The following is a 21,508-nucleotide window of genomic DNA, read 5'->3' as shown; positions in this document are numbered from 1 at the left end:
AACGCCGAAGGCGCGGTCCAATGCCGGTGGCGGCAGCGACGGCGCGCGAGCGGGTCGCAATCGATCCATTCGGCGTCGCTTGAGGACAAGCCGGCCCGGACAATCGGTCGCCATGAATGCCGGTGTCGCATTTGGGCAAGCACGTGTCGGAATTCATCGGCAGAGGGGGGCATTTTCTGGCAACTATGTAGGTGATCGCACCGTGTCCGCTTGTGATGCGACGGATCGAATTTGCCAACGCATTCCAGGAAAGAGGTAGCAAAGCACCGCCAGCGCATTTCGTTGAGAGGAAGACGCAGGCATGCCATATGACGTATGAGTCCCCGCAGGACCAGGAGAAGGTTTCGATGGATAGTCCAAAGGTCGTGGTCGAAGGTCTGTGCAAGGTATTTGGAAGCAATCCGCAACAGGCGCTCGACATGCTCGCCGCCGGTTCGACGAAGGACGAGGTGTTCAGGCGCACCGGCCAGGTCGTCGGTGTGCACAACGTATCGTTCGACGTCAGGGAAGGCGAGATCTTCGTGCTGATGGGCCTGTCCGGCTCCGGCAAGTCGACATTGATCCGTCTCGTGAACCGGCTCGTCGAGCCGACAGCCGGCAAGGTGCTGATCGGTGGCCGCGACGTGGCCGCCGTGAGCCGATCGGAACTGATCGCGCTGCGCCGCAAGGACATGAGCATGGTGTTCCAGTCGTTCGCGCTGATGCCGCAGCGCACGGTGCTGTCGAACGCGGCGTTCGGGCTCGAGGTCGCCGGCGTCGGCAGGAAGGAGCGTGAGCGCAGGGCGATGGATGTGCTCGAAGAGGTCGGCCTCTCGGCGTTTGCGCAGAAGCTGCCGCGCGAATTGTCGGGTGGCATGCAGCAGCGTGTCGGCCTTGCGCGGGCGCTTGCGGTCAACCCTTCGCTGATGATCATGGATGAGGCATTCTCCGCGCTCGATCCGCTCAAGCGCAAGGAAATGCAGAACGTGCTGCTGCAGCTCCAGAAAGAGCATCGCCGCACCATCATGTTCGTGTCCCACGATCTGGAGGAAGCGCTGCGCATCGGCAGCCGGATCGCGATCATGGAAGGCGGCCGCCTGGTACAGGTCGGCACGCCGCAGGAGATCATTGCGAAGCCGGCCGACGACTATGTCCGCACGTTCTTCGACGGCATCGACACCAGCCGCTACCTGACGGCCGGCGACCTGATGCAGACGGACGCCATACCGATCGTTTCAAAGCTTGATGCGCCGACGATTGCCACGACGCTGAACGGCCACGCCAGCTATGCCTTTGTGCTAGATGCCCAGCGCAAGCTGCGCGGCTGCGTCATGCGCGATGCCATGGCAAGCGTGCGGCCGGTCGAAAGCATCCGGCGCGATGCGTCGCTTGAACACGTTGTCGAGCGCGTCGTCGCGAGCCCGAACGCGCTGCCGGTCGTCGACGAGCATGGCTGCTACTGCGGCTCGGTCGACCGCGCCGTCATCCTGAAAGCCATCACGCACCTGCGAGGTCACCATGTCTGAATTCCTTCCGCTCGGCCGCTGGGTCGATCAGTCTGTCCACTATCTTCTCGATCACGACGCGGCAACGTTTGACGCGGTCGGGCGCGCCATCGAGGGGCTCGCCGCACTGATCGAGCGCAGCCTGCAGGCGGTGCCGATGTGGCTGATGATGGCGATCTTCATCGGCATCGGACTCTGGCGCGTCGGCTGGCGCTTCGCGCTCTTCACGGCCGCGTCGCTGTTCGTGATCTTCGCCACGGGATTCTGGGACCAGACTGTCATTACGCTGGGCCTGACGCTGTCGTCGACCATCATCAGCCTGCTCCTGGGCGTGCCGCTCGGTATCTGGGCGGCGAAGAGCCGAGTGGTGGCGGCGATCGTGCGCCCGATCCTGGACCTGATGCAGACCATGCCGGCGTTCGTCTACCTGATTCCCGCGGCGATGCTGTTCGGCCTGGGGCGCGTGCCGGGCATCCTGTCGACGGTGATCTTTGCGATGCCGCCAGCGGTGCGCCTGACCAGTCTTGGGATCCGCCAGGTGAACATGGAGATCGTCGAGGCCGGCTATGCGTTCGGCTGCACGCCGTGGCAGCTGCTGTACAAGGTGCAGTTCCCCAACGCGCTGCCGTCGATCATGCAAGGCGTCAACCAGACCATCATGATGGCGCTGTCGATGGTGATCATTGCTTCGATGGTAGGCGCGGGCGGCCTCGGCAACGAGGTACTGGCGAGCATCCAGCGGCTCGACATCGGCCTGGGCTTCGAGAGCGGCCTGTCAGTGGTGCTGCTGGCGATTATCCTGGACCGCATTACGGAGAGCTTCGGGCGCGCACCGGGTACCGCGAAGGCGCCGCTCTTCTCGGGGCTCAGGCAGCTGTTCAGTGCCAAGACGGCGACGGCCCACGCCTGATTCCGGCCGATCCATGCGCCAGGAGAGCGATGTGAGGTCCGTTGCCGCCGCGCTGGCTCACAGCGCTACACCGCCGATGTCGACGCTCGCGCATTTCGGCTTTCTGACGCTGCCCGATTTCTCGATGATCGCATTCTCGAGCGCGGTCGAAGTGCTGCGGATGGCGAACTATGTCGGGCGTGCCGAGCATTACACGTGGTCGATCTATTCGTCCCACGGCGCGGCGGTGCGGGCGAGCAATGGCATCGCGGTACGGCCAACGCAGGCGCTCGAGGCCTCGAAAATGCCGGATGTGATGATCGTCTGCGGCGGCATCGGCATCCGGGAGGCCGTCGACGACGGCGCGCGCATGATGCTTGCGCGACTCGCCGGGCAGAACATGCCGCTCGGCGGCATCTGCACGGGTGCCTACGCGCTGATGTCGAGCAATCTGCTCGACGGTTACCGCTGTGCCGTCCATTGGGAGAACCGGTCCGCGCTGCACCGCGAGTTTCCGCTGGTGCAGTTCGCCGACGAACTGTTCGTCATCGACCGGGACCGCCTTACCTGCACGGGCGGTACCGCGCCGATCGACATGATGCTGAATCTTGTCGGCCTGCGTCTCGGCCAGCAAATGGCCGCGCAAGTCTCGGAGCAGTTCATTCTGGAGCGGATCCGTGGCGCGACCGATCCACAGCCGATCCCGGTCGATGCACGGGTTGGCCTCTCGCGGGCGGAGCTGATCGAGGTCGTGCGGCTGATGGAGGCGAATATCGAGGAACCGCTGTCACTGGACGAGCTGGCGCGGCTGGTTCAGCTGTCGCAGCGGCATCTGCAGCGGATCTTCAAGATCTATCTGAATGTGTCGCCGACCCACCACTATCTGACCCTGCGCCTGAAGCGCGCGCGCGAACTGCTGCGCACGACCAGCGCCTCAATTGCCCGTGTCACGGCCGTCTGCGGCTTCCATTCGCCGTGCCACTTCAGCAAGGCGTACCGGGCCCAGTTCGGTCATGCGCCCAGCCATGAACGGCGACCGACGCGATGATCGCTGCCGGCGGCGGCGCGAAGCGCTCGCCAGGACCCCGGACACCTGGCCTTCAGGCCCGCAACGCAATGCGCGATTCTGCGCCAGCTTGACTACTGACCTTGACCTCCCATGAGCCAGACGATCCTGCACCCATTGCGCACCCCACTGTATGAGCGTCACCGTTTCAACCGCGCCCGCATGGCAGAGGTTGGTGACTGGAGTATGCCGGTTGCCTATGGATCCCAGATCGAGGAGCACCACACCGTGCGCGAGGATGCCGCCATCTTTGACTTCTCGCACATGTGCGTGGTGGACATACATGGGGTGGACGCTCGAATGTTTCTCCGCAAGCTGCTTGCCAACGACATCGGCAAGCTGCGATCGCCTGGAAAAGCGCTCTATTCATGCATGCTTAACATGGAAGGCGGAGTAATCGATGACGTTGTCGTTTACTACCTGGACCATGAATGCTTCCGTATGGTCTTGAACGCGCACGCTGCCAGCCGCGACATTGAATGGATCCTGGCACAGGTGGTTGAGACCGAAAGCTCGGTGACCCTGGTCGCGCGGCGCGAGGATATGGTTCGCGGCGACGTGGAAGCGCTGGCAATGATTGCCGTCCAAGGTCCCAATGCGCGGGAAAGGGTTTTTCGAGCCATCCCGTCGACGCGCGCCGCTGGCAAGGTGAAGCCTTTCAACTCCATCATCGTGCACGACTTCGCGGTGGGCGAAATGATGCTGGCGCGAACGGGGAAGACCGGCGAGGACGGCTTCGAAATGATGGTGCTGGCAAAACATGCTGGTCAGGTATGGGACATGCTGAGGTCGGCCGGCATCTCGGCAGCAGGCCTCGACGCATGGGAGACGCTTCGGCTCGAAGCAGGCATGCACGTGAATGGGTTGGACATGGACCCACAGACCTCGCCCTTCGACGTCGGCTTGGGCTGGAGTGTTGACCTGGGGCCGGAGCGCGACTTTGTCGGCAAGGCAGCGCTACAAGCGCGCCGCCAGGATTGGCAGTTTGTCGGGCTCGCTTTCGAAGGAAGCGCCGCGGTCCCTCGCACGCAGAGCCCGGTGATGAGCCTCGAGGGGGAAATGATCGGGAAGGTAACCAGCGGAACCTATAGTCCGACGCTTCGAATCGCCATCGCTTTGGCTCTGCTTACCCCAGACATCAAGGTCGGCTCGTATGTGAGTGTTGAAGTCTACAACAAGAGAATTTCCGCGAAAGTCGTTCGTCCACCTTTCGTACGGAACGGAAGCCCAGTGGGGGAACAATAGGGCGGCTTTGAGCAATATCTTTAAAACAGCCACAAACCTGACCGCCTGAGAATCACGTTACGGACGCTTATGCACGACAACTTGCCACAGCGCTTGCGCTCGCTCCTTTTCGTCCCCGCTGACAGTGAGAGGAAGCTTGCGTCCTCGCTGAAGTCAGCAGCGGATGGACTAGTTTTCGATCTGGAAGATGCCATCCCGGAGCCAGGGAAGGAAGGCGCGCGGCGCAAGCTGGTGGGCTTTCTCGAACAACATCGTGCCTCGATGCATCAGGCCTTGCTGGTGCGTGTCAACGGGCTGGCATCCGGCCACATCCTGCGCGACCTGGCCGCCGTGATCCCGCACCGGCCCAATGCGATCGTGCTGCCAAAGTGTCGTAGTGTCGATGATGTGCATCGCCTTTGCGACTTCCTCGCTGCCTTTGAATGCGCGCTGCTGGAGGATAGGTGGGAAGTGTCCATCATCGCGATGGCGACCGAATCAGCCGAAGGTGTCTTCGGATTATCGTCGTATCGCAACGCACCGATGCGGCTGCGGGCGCTGATGTGGGGCGTGGACGATCTTGCCGCCGACCTTGGCGCATTCTCGTCGCATACCGGCAAGGAGCTGACCACGCCGTTTTCCGTGGCTCGTACCATGTGCCTGCTGGCGGCCGCCCAGGCGGGTATCGACGCGATCGATGCGGTCCGCACCAATCTGGTCGATCCGGCGAGGATCGGGGAAGAAGCGGCGCAGGCAAAACGAGACGGATTCTCGGCCAAAGCCGCGGCACATCCTTCTCAGATCGACGCCATCAACCAGGCTTTCATACCGCAGCCAGAGGAAATTCGCTGGGCCAGCGAGGTGGTCGAGGCGTTTTCGCGGGTCGGCGCCTCTGGTGTTGCCAGATTGGGAAACGCCATGATAGATCGCCCACACCTTCGCCTCGCACATCGTATCTTGTGTCACATCGACGAGAGCTGAGATCAGCGATTGGGCTCGGGTGTCGACGCGATGATGCTTCGCGCCTCGAGGTTGGCGCACCATCTCGCCGTATCAAGCTTCGCTGTGGAAAAGGATAAAGGTCGATGATGACCAAGGAAACGGTAGGTACCCTGCTCACGGCATGCGTTGCCGTCGCCTATTTCTTGCCCGGCCCGATATCGGTTTCGATGATTCTGTTTGCATCGGTGATGGCTGTCTTCCAGGCGTGCCTGGAAGCGTAACCCGGGATGCGCCGCTTCAGCGTCGGTACAGAATCGCTGGCGCATTGGTGCAGGCCGGGGAACGTATAGCGGAGAACGGCATCGTCATAGCGAGCTCACCACGGTTCTTGCGTCCAAGCTACTACGGTAAGGCGGCGCGTCGTTGCACCGCCTCCTGCCACTGCCTTGCCGCCATGGCAAAATAGAAGTCGCCATTCAGGGTGCTACCAGAATCGGTGCGGGGTCGGTTTCGGCCGCTGATAGCACCGCCCCTTAGTCGCAGGAGTCGGCCAATGATCCATTTTTCTCGACGGCTGCTCATTACGAGTCTGAGCGCCCTGTGGCTGTCCCTGGCTTGCAACCAGTCTTATGGGCAGCTGGTCGTCAAGATCGGTGTTTCCGTGCCGCTGACAGGGATCAATGCCGCCAACGGCAAGGACATTGAGAATGGTGTTCGTCTCGCCGTTGAAGAAGCCAACGCGCAGCGCACCAGGCTGGATGGCCAGGACGCCCGCTTCGAGCTTGATTCGGTGGACGACCAAAGTGACCCGCGCATCGGCGTTCAGGTGGCCCAGAAACTGGTCGATGACGGGGTGGCTGTCGTTGTCGGGTATTACAATTCCGGGGTTGCGCTCCCGTCCTCGCTGGTTTTCGCCCGTGCAGGCATCCCGGTCATCCATCCGGCGGCAACCAATCCGGCTATCACGCATCAGGGTCTGAAGACCGTCTTCCGCATCATTGCAACCGATACGCAAAACTCCGGTACCGCTGGCAAGTACGCGGTCAATGTCATGAAGGCGCAGCGCATTGCCGTGATGGACGACCGGACCGCGTTCGGCCAGGGGGCAGTGGACGAGTTCAAGAAGGCCGTCACCCGTGCCGGCGGAAGAATCGCGATCGCGGAATACACCAACGACAAGGCGGTCGAGTTCAGCGCGCAGCTCACGAGCATCCGGGCCGCCAATGCTGACATCCTGTTCTTCGGCGGCCTGGACAGCCAAGGGGCACTCATCACAAAGCGGATGAGGGAACTCGGCATGCGCACCCAGTTCGTCGGAAGCGGTGGCATCGCCGACAGTATCTTCCTGAATATTGCCGGCCCCGCCGCGGATGGAGCGATGGCCTGGGAATACGGGCGTCCTGTCGCAACGCTGCCGCAAGGCAAGGCCTTCATGCAGAAATTCAGGAAGCGCTTCGGCACCGAAAGTCTCAGCTATGCGCCCTTCGCGTATGACGCCACGTGGGTGGCGATACACGCGATCAGGCAGGCGAACTCTGCGACGTCGGCCGACTTTCTCGCGGCGCTGCGCGCAACGCAATACGAGGGTATCACCGGGAGGATTGCCTTCGATCCGAACGGCGACCTGAAGAACCCGACGTCGACCCTTTATCAGGTGAAAGGTGGCCGTTGGGTTCCGGTCACGACGATCGGGGTTGAATGACGTGCCGATGCTGGCTTGGCTTCGGGCCCTGTCACGGCTCCTGTCATCGCTCCGCCAGTCCCTGCAACGCGAGCGTGATGCAGAGGCTGGATTGCTGGACCAGCACGCTCACTTCACTGGAAATGTCGGCCGTGGCTGACTTGACTCGCTCCGCGGTCATTGTGGCCTGCGTGGCTATCCGCTGCCATTGGCTGGCAGGCGGGTCCGCCATGGTAGCCAGGCGTCAGGGAGCTGAGCATTGGTCCGCGTCGGCGCTCCGCGCGTTCGCGTCCCTACAGTCCTACAGTGCACTTGATAGGCGGCGTTTGAATTGCATCCCTCCGTTTTTGCCAGGCTTTGCCGATCAGGCGATGTCCCAGCATGTGCGGGCAAGCGATGTAGTCGAGGTGACCCGTGCGGCACCAACGGCCGATAACTTTTCACTGACCGGCTAGAATCGCCCCCTTGAAATTTGGTTCATCGAGGAATTCCGGGGAAGGCTGCGCGGATTTTGAGGAAGAAGTATTCCTCGTCGCGATAGCCGTACGCGCGGCGCTTGATGACCTTGATGGTGTTGTTGATGCCTTCGACCACGCTGGTGTTCAATGGGTGGCGGCAGCGGGCCAAGATGCCATGCCAGTAGCCTTGCAGGCGCTTCGCAAACAACTCCAGGGCAGGTATTCGGCTCTGCCGAGCCTGCTCGCACCATTGCTCCCAAGCTTTTTGCGCCCACGCCGGGCGGCGGTAGAACCATAGCCGCTTTAGCTCGTCGCGCAACAGATAGACTGTCAGCAATGGCCGGTTCGCCTCCAGGACCTCATCCAGATGAACCGCCTGGGGGACGCTCAAGTTCTCCCGATTCCGCAGCAGTAGCCAGCGTGTGGACTTGAGCACCCGTCTGGCCGGCCGATCGTGCCGCAGCTGATTGGCCTGATCCACCCGTACTCGGTCGATGACCTCACGCCCGTACTTAGCTACCACGTGGAACAGGTCGAAGACCACCTCTGCTTGCGGGCAATGCGCCCGGATCTCCAACTCATACGCGGTCGTCATGTCGATGGCGACGGCCTCGATGCGCTGCGCAACGCCGGCGGGGAGCTGCTCAAAGAAGGCTCGGGCGGTCTCGCGTGAGCGCCCCTGTCCGATCCAGAGCACCTGCCGCCCAATGGGGTCGACTACCACCGTGGCATATCGATGCCCCTTGTGTAGCGCGAACTCATCCATGGCCAGGTAGCGGATATTGGACCAGTCCGGCTCGGCCACTGCCTCACGCAAGCGAGCCTTATCGATCGATTTAACTGTGTGCCAGCCCAGATCGTAGAAGGCCGCCACCGCCTGCACCGTACAGTGGCGCAACAAGTGGCCGCAAGCCTGGGCCAAGCGGGCCGTCACGCGTTGGTAGCGCCCAAGCCATTCCAGCCGCTCCAGCCTCGGACCGCCGCAACGGTCGCACCAAACGCGCCGGCGCGGCACGTGCAGTACGACCCGATACTCGAACAGCGGAAGGTCCCGGACTCGCCTGACCACTGTCTCATGCACCTGATGGCAGCGCGCGCCACACTCCTCGCAATGCATGACCTTGCTGACCGGCTTCAAGTACAACGACAGCGTACGGCTCTCTCCCTCCGGCCATTCCACGCGCTCCAGCCGGTAGCCCTTCCAGCAACCCAGTGCTTGCAGCGTCTTGCGATCCAGCACACATCCCCCTGATACCTGAAGAAACAGACATCAGCATACAAAATGTGCTCTTTCGGGCCACGGTTTTCTGCGAAGAACCTGAAATTTGGGTGGCCAATTACTATTTTATTTTCGCTCAGGCAGTCGCGACGCTCGCGTGCTGCGTGTTTCTGTTTGTTTGCCAGCAGCTTGGCAGGTGAATGGGAGCGCGTATGCCCCTTCGCCTCCTTGCTGTGTCGAAGGAGGATACAACCATGAGTGACCTTTCCTTTGGAACTGACGTCCTCAGCGAACTCGACCGCTTGCAATGGCAGATGGCGAGCCTGTTCGGCAGTTTTCCATCCAGCATCCGCTCCGGCCGCTTCGGGGCATTTCCCCCCGTCAATATCGGCGCCACGGACGATTCGATCGAGATCGTCGCGTTCGCACCCGGGCTCAAGCCGAACCAGTTCGAGGTGTCGATCGACAAGGGCTTGCTGACCATCAGCGGCGAGCGCGAAGCGGTTCAAGCTGAGGATGATCCAGAAGTCCGGCTGTACGCGCAAGAGCGATTCACAGGCACGTTCCGGCGTGTGGTCGAATTGCCGCAGAGCGCCGACCCGGACAAAGTTCAGGCGCGCTATGCCAACGGCTGCCTGTCTGTCAGTGTCGGCAAGCGCGAAGCTTCGAAGCCCCGGGCGATCACGGTCCAGTAACGCCAGGAGACAGCCATGAACGACACTACCCAAGTGGCGGAACGCAACCAGAATGCGGTGGCAAAAGGTCAGGAGGAAAGGCCGACACCGACGCTGACGCTGCTTCCCGCGGTGGACATCATTGAGGATAGCAACGGCGTCACCCTTTGGGCCGACCTTCCAGGTGTGACCAAGGACAAGCTCCAGGTGAATGTGCACGACGGCAACCTCCATATCGAGGCGGAAGCGATCGTGCCAACCCCCGCCGGATTGCGGGTGCAGCACGCGGAAATACGCCAGCCGCATTTCGCGCGCGCCTTCTCGTTGGGTGCGGACCTTGACGCGTCGAAGATCGAGGCGAACCTTCAGGACGGCGTGCTCAAGCTGACGATCCCGCGTCGCGACGAAGCGCGTCCACGTCGCATTGCCGTCAACGTGGCGTGAGTTGACGTCGCCAGGTGCCGGTGGCGTCCCGCAAGGGCGCCACCGCAATCCCCGGGGAAACGGACTGATCATTAGGTGAGGGCAAGATGAAAACAGATCTGGGCAAATGGAACCCGTTCAAGTTCCTGCGCAAATCAACCGAGGACAGGCAACCGACGGGCGAGTCGTCGAATGTTCCCGCGCCAAGGCACTGGTCACCTGACTGGCCCGATGTTTCGCGGCTGTTTTCAGGCGATCCGTGGCGGGCAATGGGCGAGTTTCTGCATGAACCCTTCGCCGGCTTCGGCGGGCTGGATCGATGGTTCGGCGACTTCAGTTCGCCGCGCTTCCAGCCGCGGATTGATGTAGTCGACGATGGTTCGGCGCTGAGGATCACGGCGGAGTTGCCCGGCATGGATCGCGAGGACCTGCAGACCACCATCGAGGATGGCGCGCTGGTGTTGCGGGGTGAGAAGAAGCAAGACATTCAGAGAGAGGAAAACGGCTGCTACCGGCTGGAGCGGGCGTACGGCGCCTTCATGCGCAGTATTCCGCTGCCGGATGGCGTGGACCTCGATCACGTCGAGGCGAAATTCGACCGGGGTGTATTGACGCTGCGGCTACCCAAGACCGGTACGTCGCAATCCTCGGTGAGGAAGATCGAGGTGAAGTGAGTGGAAGTTGGCGAGCTGCGTCAAGATCATTGGCACGCTTGAGGCTGCCGCACTCCGCCAAAAATATTCTTGCCGGCCATGCATGGCGCCGCCCATGTCGTTCTCCGGCACAGGCGGCGCTCGGAACGTGCGGTGCTGGCTCACGCCCCAGCAGAAAAATCCGGGTGCGATGCCGAGGTCTTGAAATCGTTGGACAATCCTCTATTTTGGCGGCAGACACTTCCGGGATGGAGACTTCGATGGAGTTCGATTCTGAGTGGGTGACCCTGGGCAGGCATCGGGTGCGGCTTAAGTGCACGCGCGGTTTTCCGACCGAGCGGACACGACGCGTGGCGGAAGTGGGTCACAGTCGCGATCGATAACAACCTCAGCGCGCGGGCGCGTCTGGTCGACGTTACGGCGCAAGGCGACGCCTACGTGGTCAGCATCGGCACGACGTTCGAAAAGGACAGAGTGGCGGCTCCCCACCTGGAAGTGGCGCTGGCCACGACCAGGGTGCGGTGCTCACCGGTGAGCGCAAAGACGTGTTGTTGCTCGACGTCACCCCGCTGTCGCTCGGGATCGAGACCCTGGGCGGTGTGATGAGCAAGATGATCACAAAGAATAGCACCATCCAAACCAAGTTCTCACAGGTCTTCTCTACGGCCGACGACAACCAGGCGGCAGTAACCATCAAGGTGTACCAAGGCGAACGCGAGATCGAAACTCGGTGATAAGGCTTATGCGGACGTTCAGGCTCAGCCAGGCACTCGCTCCGATCGGGCCGCCGATGGGAAAGAGGCGAGCGTCGAGAACAAAGACGAGGACGTGGAGGATGTCGAGTTCAAAGAAGCAGGTGCCAAGCAGTAAGCCCGCTGTCCGTGTTTTCCTGTAATGCGTTCGCGGGCCGGCATATACGGCCAACAGTGCCTGCGTGCTGGGCGGATGCCGACTGCGCAGAGAGCCTCACCTTATCCCGCTCAACTGATAGAAGGTATGCTGACCCGCGGAATCTGCAATGCGGATGGGATCCCAGAGGAAATAGAGAACTTCGTCGACCATTGGATAGAGCGTCAGGTCTGGCTCGTCATTTTAGAAGCCATGATTTCTTCCCCATCGTTGTACGGATAGCTCTCCGAATGGCAACTGGTTCCGGAGTCGGCTTCACGAATGACGGCTTCTGGCCGCAACACGTATTTGCTTGGCGGGCGGCCTCGGGTGGCGCTTTGCCGAATCGTCGTCATGTGCGGAGAGGCTGACGTTGCATCGCTCGCTACGGATCGAGCCCATTCACCAGCGTTGCCAACAATCATTAAGCCTGCGCCGACTCCGTCATCAAGGTCTTGGGCTCCAGGTACGCACTGATGCCCCATTTCCCCATCTCGCGTCCAAGTCCGGAATGCTTGAAGCCACCAAACGGCGCGCGCGGCTCATGGGCGAGCGTGTTGACGAGCACGCGGCCCGCGTCGATCTGCCGGGCGATGCGTTCGCAGCGCTCGGTGTCCTTGCCAAGCACGATCGCGCTCAGGCCGTAGGTAGTGTCATTGGCGATGGCAACAGCGTCGGCATCGTCCGTGTAAGGGATGATGGTGAGTACAGGCCCAAAGATTTCCTCGCGCGCAATGCGCATCTGGTTGCTCGCGTTCGTGAAGAGGGTGGGCTTGACGAACCAGCCCTTGTGCATTCCGTCGGGCCGTCCCGCGCCACCGGCCAGCAACACTGCGCCTTCCTCCATGCCGATACGGATGTAGTTCTGCACCCGTTCCCATTGCGTGGCGCTCACCATCGGGCCGATGTCGGTGTCGGCTTTGCGCGGATCGCCGGATTTGACGTGCGAAACCGCTTCCCTTGCGATCTGCTCGAACTCCGCAAGCCGATGGCGCGGCACCAGAATGCGGGTGCCGGCAATGCAGGCCTGGCCGCTGTTGAGAAATCCCGCCTCGAGCACGAGCGGCATGATGTGGGCGAAGTCTGCGTCGTCGAGCACCACCGTGGGCGACTTGCCGCCCAGTTCCAGCGTCACACGCTTCATGGTGGCGGCCCCCGCGCTCGCCAGCCGCTTGCCGACGGCGGAAGAGCCGGTGAACGAGATCTTGGCGATGCCGGGGTTGCGCACGATCTCTTCGCCAACCACGTCGCCGCGGCCATTGACGATGTTGAACACGCCGGGCGGCAGGCCGGCCTCGTGCAGCGCCTCGGCCACGATCTGCGTCTGCTTTGCGCTCATCTCGCTGGGCTTGATGACGGCTGTGCATCCAGCGGCCAGCGCCGTTGCCAGCTTGTTGCAGATAAACCCGGCGTTGCTGTTCCAGGGCGTGATCAGGCCCGCGACGCCAACCGGCGTCATCACGACACGTGCGGCGCCAGCGCGCTCCTCGAACTCAAACGATTCCAGCGCGTCGATGGCTTGTGCAACGGTCTGGGCCGGATACTCCGCCATCCAGCGCGAGCGCACGGACGGCGCACCATATTCGGTCACGATCGCCAGCAGCAGGTCCTCCTCGCGGGCAGCGATGGCCCGGTGCATGCGCCGCAGCGCTGCAATGCGTTCCTCGCGTGTGGTGCGTGACCAGGCGGGGAATGCTGCCTGGGCGGCGGCGATGGCGCGTTGCGCGTCCTTCTCGTCGCCAAGTCGAACCTGGCCGATGATCTCTTCCGTGCTGGGATTGTGCAGATCGAACCATTCCTGGCCGTGCGGCCTCACGAACTCGCCTTTAATGTACATGTGATCGATACGTTGCATGTCGCTTCCTTTGGGGTCTGACTACCGTGTACGGGAGGTGGGAAAACTTCACCTGCGTCCGCCTGCATAGAAGTCTAGGAATACGTTATTGTTTTGATAAGCCGTGCTATGGCAGATGACGTATCCCGAAAATCAGGACAATCTATGCACCGTACAGGAATGACCGAGCTCGAAGTGGTTCTGGCCGTCGCGCGCCGCAGCAGTTTTCGTGGCGCGGCGCTGGAGCTTGGCATGTCGACCACGGCGGTGAGCAGCGCCGTTGCGGGCCTGGAGGCGCGGCTGAAAGTGCGCCTGTTCAACCGCTCGACGCGCAGCGTGGCCATGACCGATGCGGGTCAGCGCTACGTGGAGCGCATAGCGCCAGCGCTTGCCGAAATCCAGCGGGCCAACGAAGAGGCGGCAACCGAGTCTGACGCGCCCAGCGGCACCTTGCGCATCAACGCACCGCAGGGGGTAGCCCTCATGCTGCTGGAGCCGCTATTCCATCAGTACGCGCAGCGCTATCCCCAGGTACGCATCGACATCGTGAGCGAGTCGCGCCTGATCGACGTCGTCGCCGAAGGCTTCGATGCGGGCATCCGTCTTGCCGAATCCGTGCCGCAGGATATGATCGCCGTACCGCTTTCCCGCAGCCTCCGCATGCTCGTCGTGGCAACGCCCGACTACCTGAAGCGCAACGGTACGCCCAGGCATCCGCGCGATCTGCTCAAGCACCAGAGCATCGGCATGCGCATGTCCCACGGCGGCATCTATCAATGGGAGCTGGAGCACAAGAGCCAGAAGCTGCAGATGGATCTGCCCGTGCGCATGGCCCTCAGCGAGATGCCGGCCATCAAGCAGGCGGTGCTGCTCGGACTCGGAATCGGCTTCATCTCGGAATGGTTCATTGACGAAGAACTGAAATCCGGCGCCCTGGTCCCCGTGCTCGTTCCCTGGTGCCAGCCGTTTGGCGGCCTCAGGCTTTACTACTCTGGCCACAGGTTCGTGCCGGTGCGGCTACGCGCTTTGGTCGAACTGATCCATGAGCTACGTCTTGGTGACGGTCGCTTGGCAGGAAATTAAGCGGGATAGGCGGCTGTCGCCCCGTAGCGGCTATTCGCTCGTTAGCGGCTGGCGGCCGATCTACAGCCGCTAACGGACGCGGTCCTGGAATATCCCGCTCGTGACAATATGGGAAGTCCGCAGTAGGCGCTATATCCAACATGGGGGCCGCGGCATCGTCAATCCAGTTGGATGTTGGCGTGCTTAACTACTTCGGCCCAGCGCCGGGTGTCGTCGCCGATCACCTTGTCGAGGTTTGCCGCGTTGCCGTAGAGTGGCTGCACGCCTTGTGTGGTCAGTTGCTTGACCACGGCGCGGTCAGTAGCAATGACCCTGATGGTGTCCTGCAGCTTTCTGATGATCTCGGGGCTGGTGCCGGCGGGGGCCATCAAGGCGGACCACGACTCCGTTTCCGCGTTCTTGACCCCGAGTTCCGCGAACGTCGGCACGTCTGGAATCGCCGGATTCCTTTGCCGGCTGGCGACACCCAGCAACCTGACCTTGCCCGATTTCACATAGGGCTGCAGGCCGGGAAGATTCGCAAACAGTACCTGAATTTGCCCGGCAAGCAGATCCGTCGTTGCGGGCCCGGCTCCCTTGTACGGCACGTGCGTGAACTTGACGCCGGTGCGCAGCATGAACAGTTCACCGATCATGTGGTTGACGGACCCTTGGCCCGCCGACCCCATATTGAGCTTGCCGGGATTCGCCTTCGCATACTGAATCAGTTCGTCGATATTCTTTGCCGGTGTGTTCGCGGAGACGGCCAGCACATTCGGCACCGTGGCGAACAGCGCGATGGGCGCGAAGTCCTTCGATGGAGAAAAACTCAGGTTGCGCGACACCAGCGGTTGAATGACCTGATTGCCCATTGTCGCGTACAGCAGCGTGTAGCCGTCGGCGCGTGCCTTGGCAACGAACGCCGCGCCGATGGCGCCACCGGCGCCTGGCTTGTTGTCGACAACGACCGGCTGTCCAAGCAACTGGGACATATGCGTGGCCAGCAGCCGTGCTGTGAGATTGACGGTGCCCCCGGGCGCAAACGGTACGACGAGGGCTACGGGCTTGTCGGGATAGCCTTGCGCGCTGACGGCGGAGCAGCACGCCATGGCTGCGACCAGCACTGCAGTGAACTTGATCATGGCCGTCTCCTTCAGTTATGAGTTGGCGTGCGTCAGGGCGTGCTGCGCGTGGCCGGCAGCGGCGATTGCCAGCGTATGCTGCTCCAGCGAGGCAGCGGCATCTGCGATTCGTCTCTCGATGGATGCCAGCGCCTCGGCGCGCACCTTAAGAGCAGAACGCTGTACACCGATCCGCTCGCGGACACCTTGCGGTGCCGGTGCCCCGTACGACTGTCGCCCATTCACATTGCAGATTGGATCGAGGCATTTTGCAACGTCCTCTGCCGAGAGCGCGGCTCGACGCCCAACCTGCTGTTGCGTCGCGTCGTCGATCATCCCGGTAGTGATCGCGATTGCCGGCAAACGCTCGTCAAGTGCACGCCGTACCACGGCGCCGATGATATGGTGCGCATCGCGGAACGAAAGATCGGCGTTACGCACGAGCAGGTCGGCAAGATCGGTCACTGCGGAGAAATCGTTCGAGGCGCGCGACGCCATACGCTCGCGTTCCGGTTGCACATCACGCACCAGCAGCGCCATCAAATCCAGGCATTTCAGCGCCTCTTCACAACTCTCCCAGCAGGTACGCGTGCTCTCGCGGCTGCTGTCGCCGGAATGGGTGAAGTGCGTGGATTTCACAGTGGTCAGCGCGGCCGAGGTCAGACCTACCAGATGAGCAGTCTTGCCGCGCAGGTACTCCAGCACGACGGGGTTCTTCTTCTGCGGCATGATGCTCGACGTGCCGGCAATGCTGTCGGGAAACGTCAGGAAGCCGTATTCCGGCGTCGACCAGATATAGAAGTCCTGCACCATCCGGCTGCACGTGATCATCAGGATCGAGAGCGCCGCACTGAGTTCCAGTGCAAAGTCCCGCGATGCAACGCTGTCCAGCGCGTTGCCAAGCGGCTGGCTGAAGCCGAGCAGGTTGCTTGTCAGTGTGCGATCGATGGGAAACGACGTGCCAGCCAGCGCGCATGCGCCCATCGGGCAGCCATCGACAGTTTCCAGTACATGCTGCAGCCGGTCGATGTCTCGCGACCACGCTTCAACCAACGCCGAAAAGTAGTAACCGTAGGTGATGGGCTGGGCAGCCTGCATATGGGTATAGCCCGGCATGACATGACCGGCGTAGGCATCGGCCTGTTCCAGCGCGCTGTCGCATAGCGCCACGAGCGCGGCGCAAATCCGCATCACGTAGCCGCGTGCGCGAATCCGGTCGTTGGTGGCGCCAATATCGTTACGGCTGCGCGCCGTGTGCAGGCGCCCGCCGAGATTCTGGCCAACCAGCCGGATCAGGTGCGCCTCGTAATTGAAATAGGCGTCTTCTCTTGCCGGATCTAGCTCGATTGCGTCGGGGCCGTCCTGATGGATTTTCAGGAGGACCTTAGCCAAGGTCGATGTCGTGGTTTTGTCCAGAATATCCTGACGATCCAGCATTACCAGATGGGCCAGATTAATCTGGGTGAGAACGTCGAAATTCTTGTTGAAGAATTCCCGCGTGGTACGGGGCTGAAATATATACTGAATCACCTGCGGAGCAGGAGGCTGTCTCAGGCGGCGGCTGACTTTGGATTCCATTTTCGAACTCGATTCAAGAAGACCTGCATCGAGTTTGGTTTTATGCAACCCATTGGTCAAATAAGTGGTTCATAGCTTCTTATACAATTTCGATATGGGTCAGCGGCCCGACAGGCGAGCTGCCCGCGTGTCACAATCCGCGTTTTCAGGAGTCGGATCGATGAATTTCAAGGAGATTGAGGCATTTCGCGCCGTTATGATGTCACGCTCCATGACCACGGCGGCGGGCCTCCTGCATACCTCACAGCCAAATGTCAGCCGGTGGATTGGGTTGCTTGAACGCAACGTGGGATTCCAGCTGTTCCAGCGGGTGGGGACAAAATTGCTCCCGACCGCCGAGGCTGAAGCGTTCTATGCCGAAGTCGAACGGGCGTTCATGGGACTCGAATCGCTGGACGAAAGCGCTAATTCGATTCGGCGCAGAGGCACTGGCCTGCTTCGCATTGGGGCAGTCGGCTCCATTGCTGAAAGCGTGTTACCGGATGCATTGGCTATTTTTCGGCAACGTTTTCCCGATATTCCCGTGTCGCTGAATACCGGCAGATCCGATGTCGTCGCAAAATGGACGGCCACCGGGTTTTGCGATATCGGATTTTGCTCGGTCCCGACTGACTTGCCGAGCCTGCACTACAGGGAAATCAACGTCGCGCGCGGCGTTTGCATCGTGCCCCGTTCGCACCGGCTGGCAACCCGAGCCATCCTGGAGCCCGCCGACTTCGAAGAAGAGCACTTCATCTCGCTACCTACCGAAAGCGCAAACCGGCGCGAGATCGATAGCCACTTCCCAACAGGGGCCAGAACGCTTGCCATCGAAACGCCTTACGCCACCACCATCTGCAAGATGGTCGGCAAGGGCCTTGGCGTATCGATCGTCAGCCCAATCGTGAGCCGATCGCTTGGTCTTGCCGATCTGTGCGAGATCCCTTTTTCGCACGAGGTCATGTTCCGCAGCTTCGCCGTGACATCGGACCACTTCCCGCTGAACTTCCTGGCCAGCCGGATCGCGGCATGCGTACAGCAGGCGTTTGACGGATTTCACTGATTGAACCGCCCGCCGTCGCTCAGGTATAGCCGACCTTCGCAATATGTCCGACGCGGCGTACACATGTGGGCAAGCCCCAGGTGGACTTGTGCAGTCGCTCCACGGTATGGACGCGGAGTGGCCCACGTCAGAACTCGAAACGCAGGTCACAATGCTGTGCGTTTTGGCGAATCTGTGGATAGTGCTCCAAAATCTGTGCATCGCAACAGCATGAAAGCAAGGGTGGCGTCACGTCTCAACTAGCGCCGCCACAGTGCCGTGTCGCAGGCCAAGCCAGCACAGCTGATCTAAGACAAGCTTCGGATTTGGCGAGCACGCAGGCGTCGAGTCTCGGAAATCGGCGTAAGTTCATGTTGCTCCGACCCTTCCTTAACTCTGCGTTGAGACAGCAGCCGAAGGTACTTCGGTCGTTCGTCGGGTAACGGTGAACGACCGATCATGGCTGCGGACTCAGCCGTCGGATCATCGGTCTTCCGTGCATTATTTGCGTGTAGCGCGGACGTAGTGTTGCGACGCGGCGCTGGCGACAGGCCGGCATTCACCGGCCTGCGCAGCCTTAATCAGCCGCGATGTTGTTGGCCTTCACCACCTCGCCCCACATCTTGTAGTGGGTGCGGGTCAGCGCTGCGAGCTGCTCGGGCGTGCGGCCGCCGGTGGTGTAGACATGCGGCATGATCGTCATCGAGCCGTTGCCTACCAGCAGCTTGTTCCCGTCGGGCGCCGCGCGCATGACCTCAATGGAGGCGATATTGCCGTTCACGCCGGCCTTGTTGTCGATGACAAACAACTGCCCGAGCGAACTCTGCACGCCGTTAAGCAGCGCACGTCCCGCAAAGTCGGTCTGGCCACCGGGCGGAAAGCCGACCAGCAGTGTCACCGGCTTGGTTGGCCAGGTGGTCTGCGCCCACGCGGCGGTCGTCGCCAGCGTGCCAGCGTCAGACCAGTCACACTCTCGCCGATGCGCGGCGAGCCCTTAGCGTTTGCGATGGCAGAACGCCGAAGTGGGCGCTGTAGAGAGCGGCGAACCGACCGAAGTCCCATACACCGAACCGTCCGCAGATGCCGGATACCGTATCGCCAGGCGCAGCGTTGCATAGCGCCACACGGATGGCGTGCATGCGGTACAGCGCCAGATAGCGGTGAGGCCCCATGCCCAGGTATCGATGAAATACGTTGCGGACGCTGCGCTCGGACGCTTCGGCAGCCGCGCAGAGATCGTTCACAAAGATTGGCGTTTCCCCCATTAAACTGAGCAGGTCCAGTGCCCGGCTGAGAATCTGCCGATGGCGAGGCTTTTGCCGGATACTGGCCGCGCCTTCATCGATCGTAAGCACGGCGCGAAACACCAGGTCGACCAGTTCGGTTCGCGCAGCAAGCTCAGCGCCTGGATAGCGCAATTGGGCGGGATCATCGCGCTCGACACGCATGATTCGCCATATCGTCGTCAGTAGTGCAATCACGCCCCGGCGCCCGGTGCACACCAGGTTGTTGGACAGCAGCGTCGCGTCAAACTCGTCGGCATGAGTGTGGACCCAGTGCATCACCAACGGTGCGGAAATCGCCACTGTCAGCCAGCTTGCTGCTCGCTCTGCAACGATGTGGAACATCAGATCGGGCGCCATCCATCCGACGGTCTGCGCGTCGAAGGCCCGGCCATCGACGATAGTGCATTGCTGTGCACTCAGAGGAATGAAGATATTGAAGTAGTCAGGCATGCCGATGCCCGAATAGGCTGTTGGCGCCCCCTCTCGGCCCATCATGATCGCCACCCCGTTGAGGTCGATCAGCTTCAGTCGCCAATCCCGTTGTGGTCTGGACCGCAACACGTACCTTCCCTGGACGCCGTAAAGCGCGGCCTCGAATTCATCGAATTCCGGGCAGACCAGTTGTGTCAATGGATCGCTCCCTGGTTGGTGCTTCACCTCCGGAGGCCTTGCAAAGACCAGGCGACATTTGCCGATTTTACGTAGCCGGGGATTGAGGTTTCAAGAAATGATGACCAGCAGTGGAGATGGAAATGAGGGCGAGATGACAGACGCGAGCAAACCAGGGCCGTATTCCGCCGATGCCACAGGATTGCTGCTTGTCGATCCCTGCAACGATTTCCTCAGCGTGGCCGGCAAGCTCAATGGCCGGGCCAAGCCAGTCGCGGACCAGGTCGGGACGCTGGCGAACCTGAACAAGGTTGTGACCACGGTACGCGCCGCCCGCGTTAAGGTGCTTTATGTGCCACACCATCGAGCTAACTCGGGCGTCGTACCACGGCAGCCATCCTGAAGTCGCTTCCTTGGAGGCGGCGATCCTTCGGTATGGTGTGTTTTGCATCGTTAGCTGGAAGGTCAAAAGACGTTCATCGCCGCTCCTGCGAACAGGGGCAATTAACTGGGAGGCAATGCCATGCAGACGGTCAGGACCAAGGATGGTGTGGAAATCTTCTACAAGGATTGGGGTAGCGGCCAGCCCATTGTTTTTTCTCATGGATGGCCGCTGAGCGCCGACGACTGGGACGCGCAGATGATGTTCTTCCTGAATCATGGGTTCCGCGTGATTGCGCATGATCGTCGCGGCCACGGCCGATCAACCCAGACCGCTAGCGGCCATGACATGAACCACTATGCCGACGACCTGGCAACGCTAACGTCGCACCTGGACCTGAACAACGCTGTCCACGTCGGGCATTCGACCGGCGGCGGCGAAGTCGTGCGCTATCTGGCGCGACACGGCGAAAGCCGCGTCGCGAAGGCCGTCCTGATAGCCGCTGTGCCGCCGTTGATGGTCAAGACAGAAGCCAATCCGGACGGCTTGCCGAAGGAAGTCTTCGACGGCTTCCAGGCGCAGGTGGCCCAAAACCGGGCGCAGTTCTATCGCGATATCCCTGCGGGTCCCTTCTATGGCTTCAACCGCCCAGGTGTCAGGGCGGACGAAGGGGTGATCGGGAACTGGTGGCGCCAGGGCATGCAGGGCGGGGCCAAGGCACACTACGATGGCATCGTTGCATTTTCCCAGACGGACTTTACGGAAGACCTGAAGAAGATTGCCGTGCCAACGCTGGTAATGCACGGCGACGACGACCAGATCGTCCCTTACGCCGACTCCGCGCCGCTCTCGGCAAAGCTGTTGCGCAACGGCACGCTGAAGACCTACAAGGGCTTCCCGCATGGCATGCCTACCACGCATGCCGAAACCATCAACGCGGACCTGCTGGCATTTATCCGGTCCTGATCAAAACCAGGCCAGGCCCCATGGCTGGCCTCGTTCCCATGCCTGCTG

19 protein-coding genes and 3 pseudogenes are annotated in these 21,508 nt (G+C 61.5%); 16 read left to right on the top strand and 6 right to left on the bottom strand.

Translation table 11 applies throughout. From position 1 onward, the window contains the following. Positions 1-341: 341 nt before the first annotated feature. The 7 genes and pseudogenes from CBM2586_RS26595 to CBM2586_RS26565 form a co-directional block, all read left to right on the top strand. Positions 342-1,505, top strand: a pseudogene (locus CBM2586_RS26595) (quaternary amine ABC transporter ATP-binding protein); the annotation flags it as partial. Next, a complete protein-coding gene (choW, locus tag CBM2586_RS26590) occupies positions 1,498-2,394 on the top strand; it encodes a choline ABC transporter permease subunit (protein WP_115690809.1) in 897 nt (298 codons plus the stop codon). The pseudogene CBM2586_RS26595 and the gene choW, both read left to right, overlap by 8 nt. Positions 2,395-2,425: 31 nt before the next feature. Further along, a complete protein-coding gene (locus tag CBM2586_RS26585; RefSeq protein WP_373424277.1) occupies positions 2,426-3,421 on the top strand; it encodes a GlxA family transcriptional regulator in 996 nt (331 codons plus the stop codon). A gap of 111 nt (positions 3,422-3,532) precedes the next feature. Further along, entirely contained in the window at positions 3,533-4,684 is a 1,152-nt protein-coding gene (gene gcvT / locus CBM2586_RS26580; protein ID WP_115690805.1) for a glycine cleavage system aminomethyltransferase GcvT, read from the top strand. A gap of 69 nt (positions 4,685-4,753) precedes the next feature. Beyond that, positions 4,754-5,644, top strand: a complete 891-nt coding sequence (locus CBM2586_RS26575; protein WP_115690803.1) for an HpcH/HpaI aldolase/citrate lyase family protein — start codon at positions 4,754-4,756, stop codon at positions 5,642-5,644. Between the two features lie 104 nt (positions 5,645-5,748). Then, positions 5,749-5,886 (top strand): hypothetical protein, encoded by a 138-nt coding sequence (locus CBM2586_RS26570; RefSeq protein ID WP_172583393.1) that lies wholly within the window; start codon positions 5,749-5,751, stop codon positions 5,884-5,886. 272 nt (positions 5,887-6,158) lie between these two features. Next, complete coding sequence (locus CBM2586_RS26565) at positions 6,159-7,307, top strand: branched-chain amino acid ABC transporter substrate-binding protein (protein WP_115690801.1); 1,149 nt, start codon at positions 6,159-6,161, stop codon at positions 7,305-7,307. Positions 7,308-7,763: 456 nt separating this feature from the next. On the opposite strand, the gene CBM2586_RS26560 is transcribed toward CBM2586_RS26565, so the two are convergent. Continuing rightward, complete coding sequence (locus CBM2586_RS26560) at positions 7,764-8,984, bottom strand: ISL3-like element ISRta1 family transposase (RefSeq protein ID WP_012353615.1); 1,221 nt, start codon at positions 8,982-8,984, stop codon at positions 7,764-7,766. Positions 8,985-9,217: 233 nt separating this feature from the next. Between CBM2586_RS26560 and CBM2586_RS26555 the strand changes: the two genes are divergently transcribed. From CBM2586_RS26555 to CBM2586_RS32700, 5 genes and pseudogenes are all read left to right on the top strand, one after another. Next, the gene (locus tag CBM2586_RS26555) at positions 9,218-9,658 is read left to right on the top strand and encodes an Hsp20/alpha crystallin family protein (protein WP_115691498.1); all 441 of its coding nucleotides are present in this window, start codon (positions 9,218-9,220) and stop codon (positions 9,656-9,658) included. A 15-nt stretch (positions 9,659-9,673) separates the two neighbouring features. Then, the gene (locus CBM2586_RS26550) at positions 9,674-10,081 is read left to right on the top strand and encodes an Hsp20/alpha crystallin family protein (RefSeq protein WP_115666327.1); all 408 of its coding nucleotides are present in this window, start codon (positions 9,674-9,676) and stop codon (positions 10,079-10,081) included. Between the two features lie 86 nt (positions 10,082-10,167). Then, on the top strand, positions 10,168-10,734 hold the full coding sequence (locus CBM2586_RS26545) for an Hsp20/alpha crystallin family protein (protein ID WP_115666328.1): 567 nt from the start codon (positions 10,168-10,170) through the stop codon (positions 10,732-10,734). A gap of 239 nt (positions 10,735-10,973) precedes the next feature. Continuing rightward, positions 10,974-11,223: pseudogene (locus CBM2586_RS32225) on the top strand (hypothetical protein); the annotation flags it as partial. A 2-nt stretch (positions 11,224-11,225) separates the two neighbouring features. Beyond that, positions 11,226-11,435: pseudogene (locus tag CBM2586_RS32700) on the top strand (Hsp70 family protein); the annotation flags it as partial. Between the two features lie 590 nt (positions 11,436-12,025). Here the strand turns inward: CBM2586_RS32700 and CBM2586_RS26535 are convergent. Beyond that, positions 12,026-13,456 (bottom strand): aldehyde dehydrogenase family protein, encoded by a 1,431-nt coding sequence (locus CBM2586_RS26535; protein WP_115690799.1) that lies wholly within the window; start codon positions 13,454-13,456, stop codon positions 12,026-12,028. A gap of 159 nt (positions 13,457-13,615) precedes the next feature. On the opposite strand from CBM2586_RS26535, the gene CBM2586_RS26530 reads away from it, so the two are divergent. Beyond that, positions 13,616-14,518: a LysR family transcriptional regulator gene (locus CBM2586_RS26530; protein WP_240988033.1), complete on the top strand. Its 903-nt coding sequence runs from the start codon at positions 13,616-13,618 to the stop codon at positions 14,516-14,518. Positions 14,519-14,676: 158 nt separating this feature from the next. Here the strand turns inward: CBM2586_RS26530 and CBM2586_RS26525 are convergent, their stop codons facing one another. Together CBM2586_RS26525 and argH are read right to left on the bottom strand one after the other, a co-directional pair. Next, the gene (locus tag CBM2586_RS26525) at positions 14,677-15,639 is read right to left on the bottom strand and encodes a Bug family tripartite tricarboxylate transporter substrate binding protein (RefSeq protein WP_115690795.1); all 963 of its coding nucleotides are present in this window, start codon (positions 15,637-15,639) and stop codon (positions 14,677-14,679) included. Between the two features lie 15 nt (positions 15,640-15,654). Then, positions 15,655-17,196, bottom strand: a complete 1,542-nt coding sequence (gene argH / locus CBM2586_RS26520; protein ID WP_115690793.1) for an argininosuccinate lyase — start codon at positions 17,194-17,196, stop codon at positions 15,655-15,657. A 160-nt stretch (positions 17,197-17,356) separates the two neighbouring features. Between argH and CBM2586_RS26515 the strand changes: the two genes are divergently transcribed. Continuing rightward, positions 17,357-18,238 carry a LysR substrate-binding domain-containing protein gene (locus CBM2586_RS26515; protein WP_115690791.1) on the top strand — a complete coding sequence of 294 codons (882 nt, stop codon included), beginning with the start codon at positions 17,357-17,359 and terminating at the stop codon, positions 18,236-18,238. Positions 18,239-18,794: 556 nt separating this feature from the next. On the opposite strand, the gene CBM2586_RS26510 is transcribed toward CBM2586_RS26515, so the two are convergent. Together CBM2586_RS26510 and CBM2586_RS26505 are read right to left on the bottom strand one after the other, a co-directional pair. Beyond that, positions 18,795-19,115: a tripartite tricarboxylate transporter substrate-binding protein gene (locus CBM2586_RS26510; RefSeq protein WP_231942699.1), complete on the bottom strand. Its 321-nt coding sequence runs from the start codon at positions 19,113-19,115 to the stop codon at positions 18,795-18,797. A gap of 67 nt (positions 19,116-19,182) precedes the next feature. Then, a complete protein-coding gene (locus CBM2586_RS26505) occupies positions 19,183-20,133 on the bottom strand; it encodes a helix-turn-helix domain-containing protein (protein ID WP_115690789.1) in 951 nt (316 codons plus the stop codon). 97 nt (positions 20,134-20,230) lie between these two features. Here CBM2586_RS26505 and CBM2586_RS26500 point away from each other — a divergent pair, with 97 nt between their 5' ends. Together CBM2586_RS26500 and CBM2586_RS26495 are read left to right on the top strand one after the other, a co-directional pair. Beyond that, positions 20,231-20,515, top strand: coding sequence for a hypothetical protein (locus CBM2586_RS26500; RefSeq protein ID WP_181924351.1), 285 nt, complete (start codon positions 20,231-20,233; stop codon positions 20,513-20,515). A 120-nt stretch (positions 20,516-20,635) separates the two neighbouring features. After that, positions 20,636-21,460, top strand: a complete 825-nt coding sequence (locus CBM2586_RS26495; protein ID WP_115666335.1) for an alpha/beta fold hydrolase — start codon at positions 20,636-20,638, stop codon at positions 21,458-21,460. Positions 21,461-21,508: the final 48 nt, after the last annotated feature.

The organism is Cupriavidus taiwanensis, assembly GCF_900250115.1.
Classification (GTDB): Bacteria; Pseudomonadota; Gammaproteobacteria; order Burkholderiales; family Burkholderiaceae; genus Cupriavidus; species Cupriavidus taiwanensis_B.
This window is presented reverse-complemented; position numbering and strand designations above follow the sequence as displayed.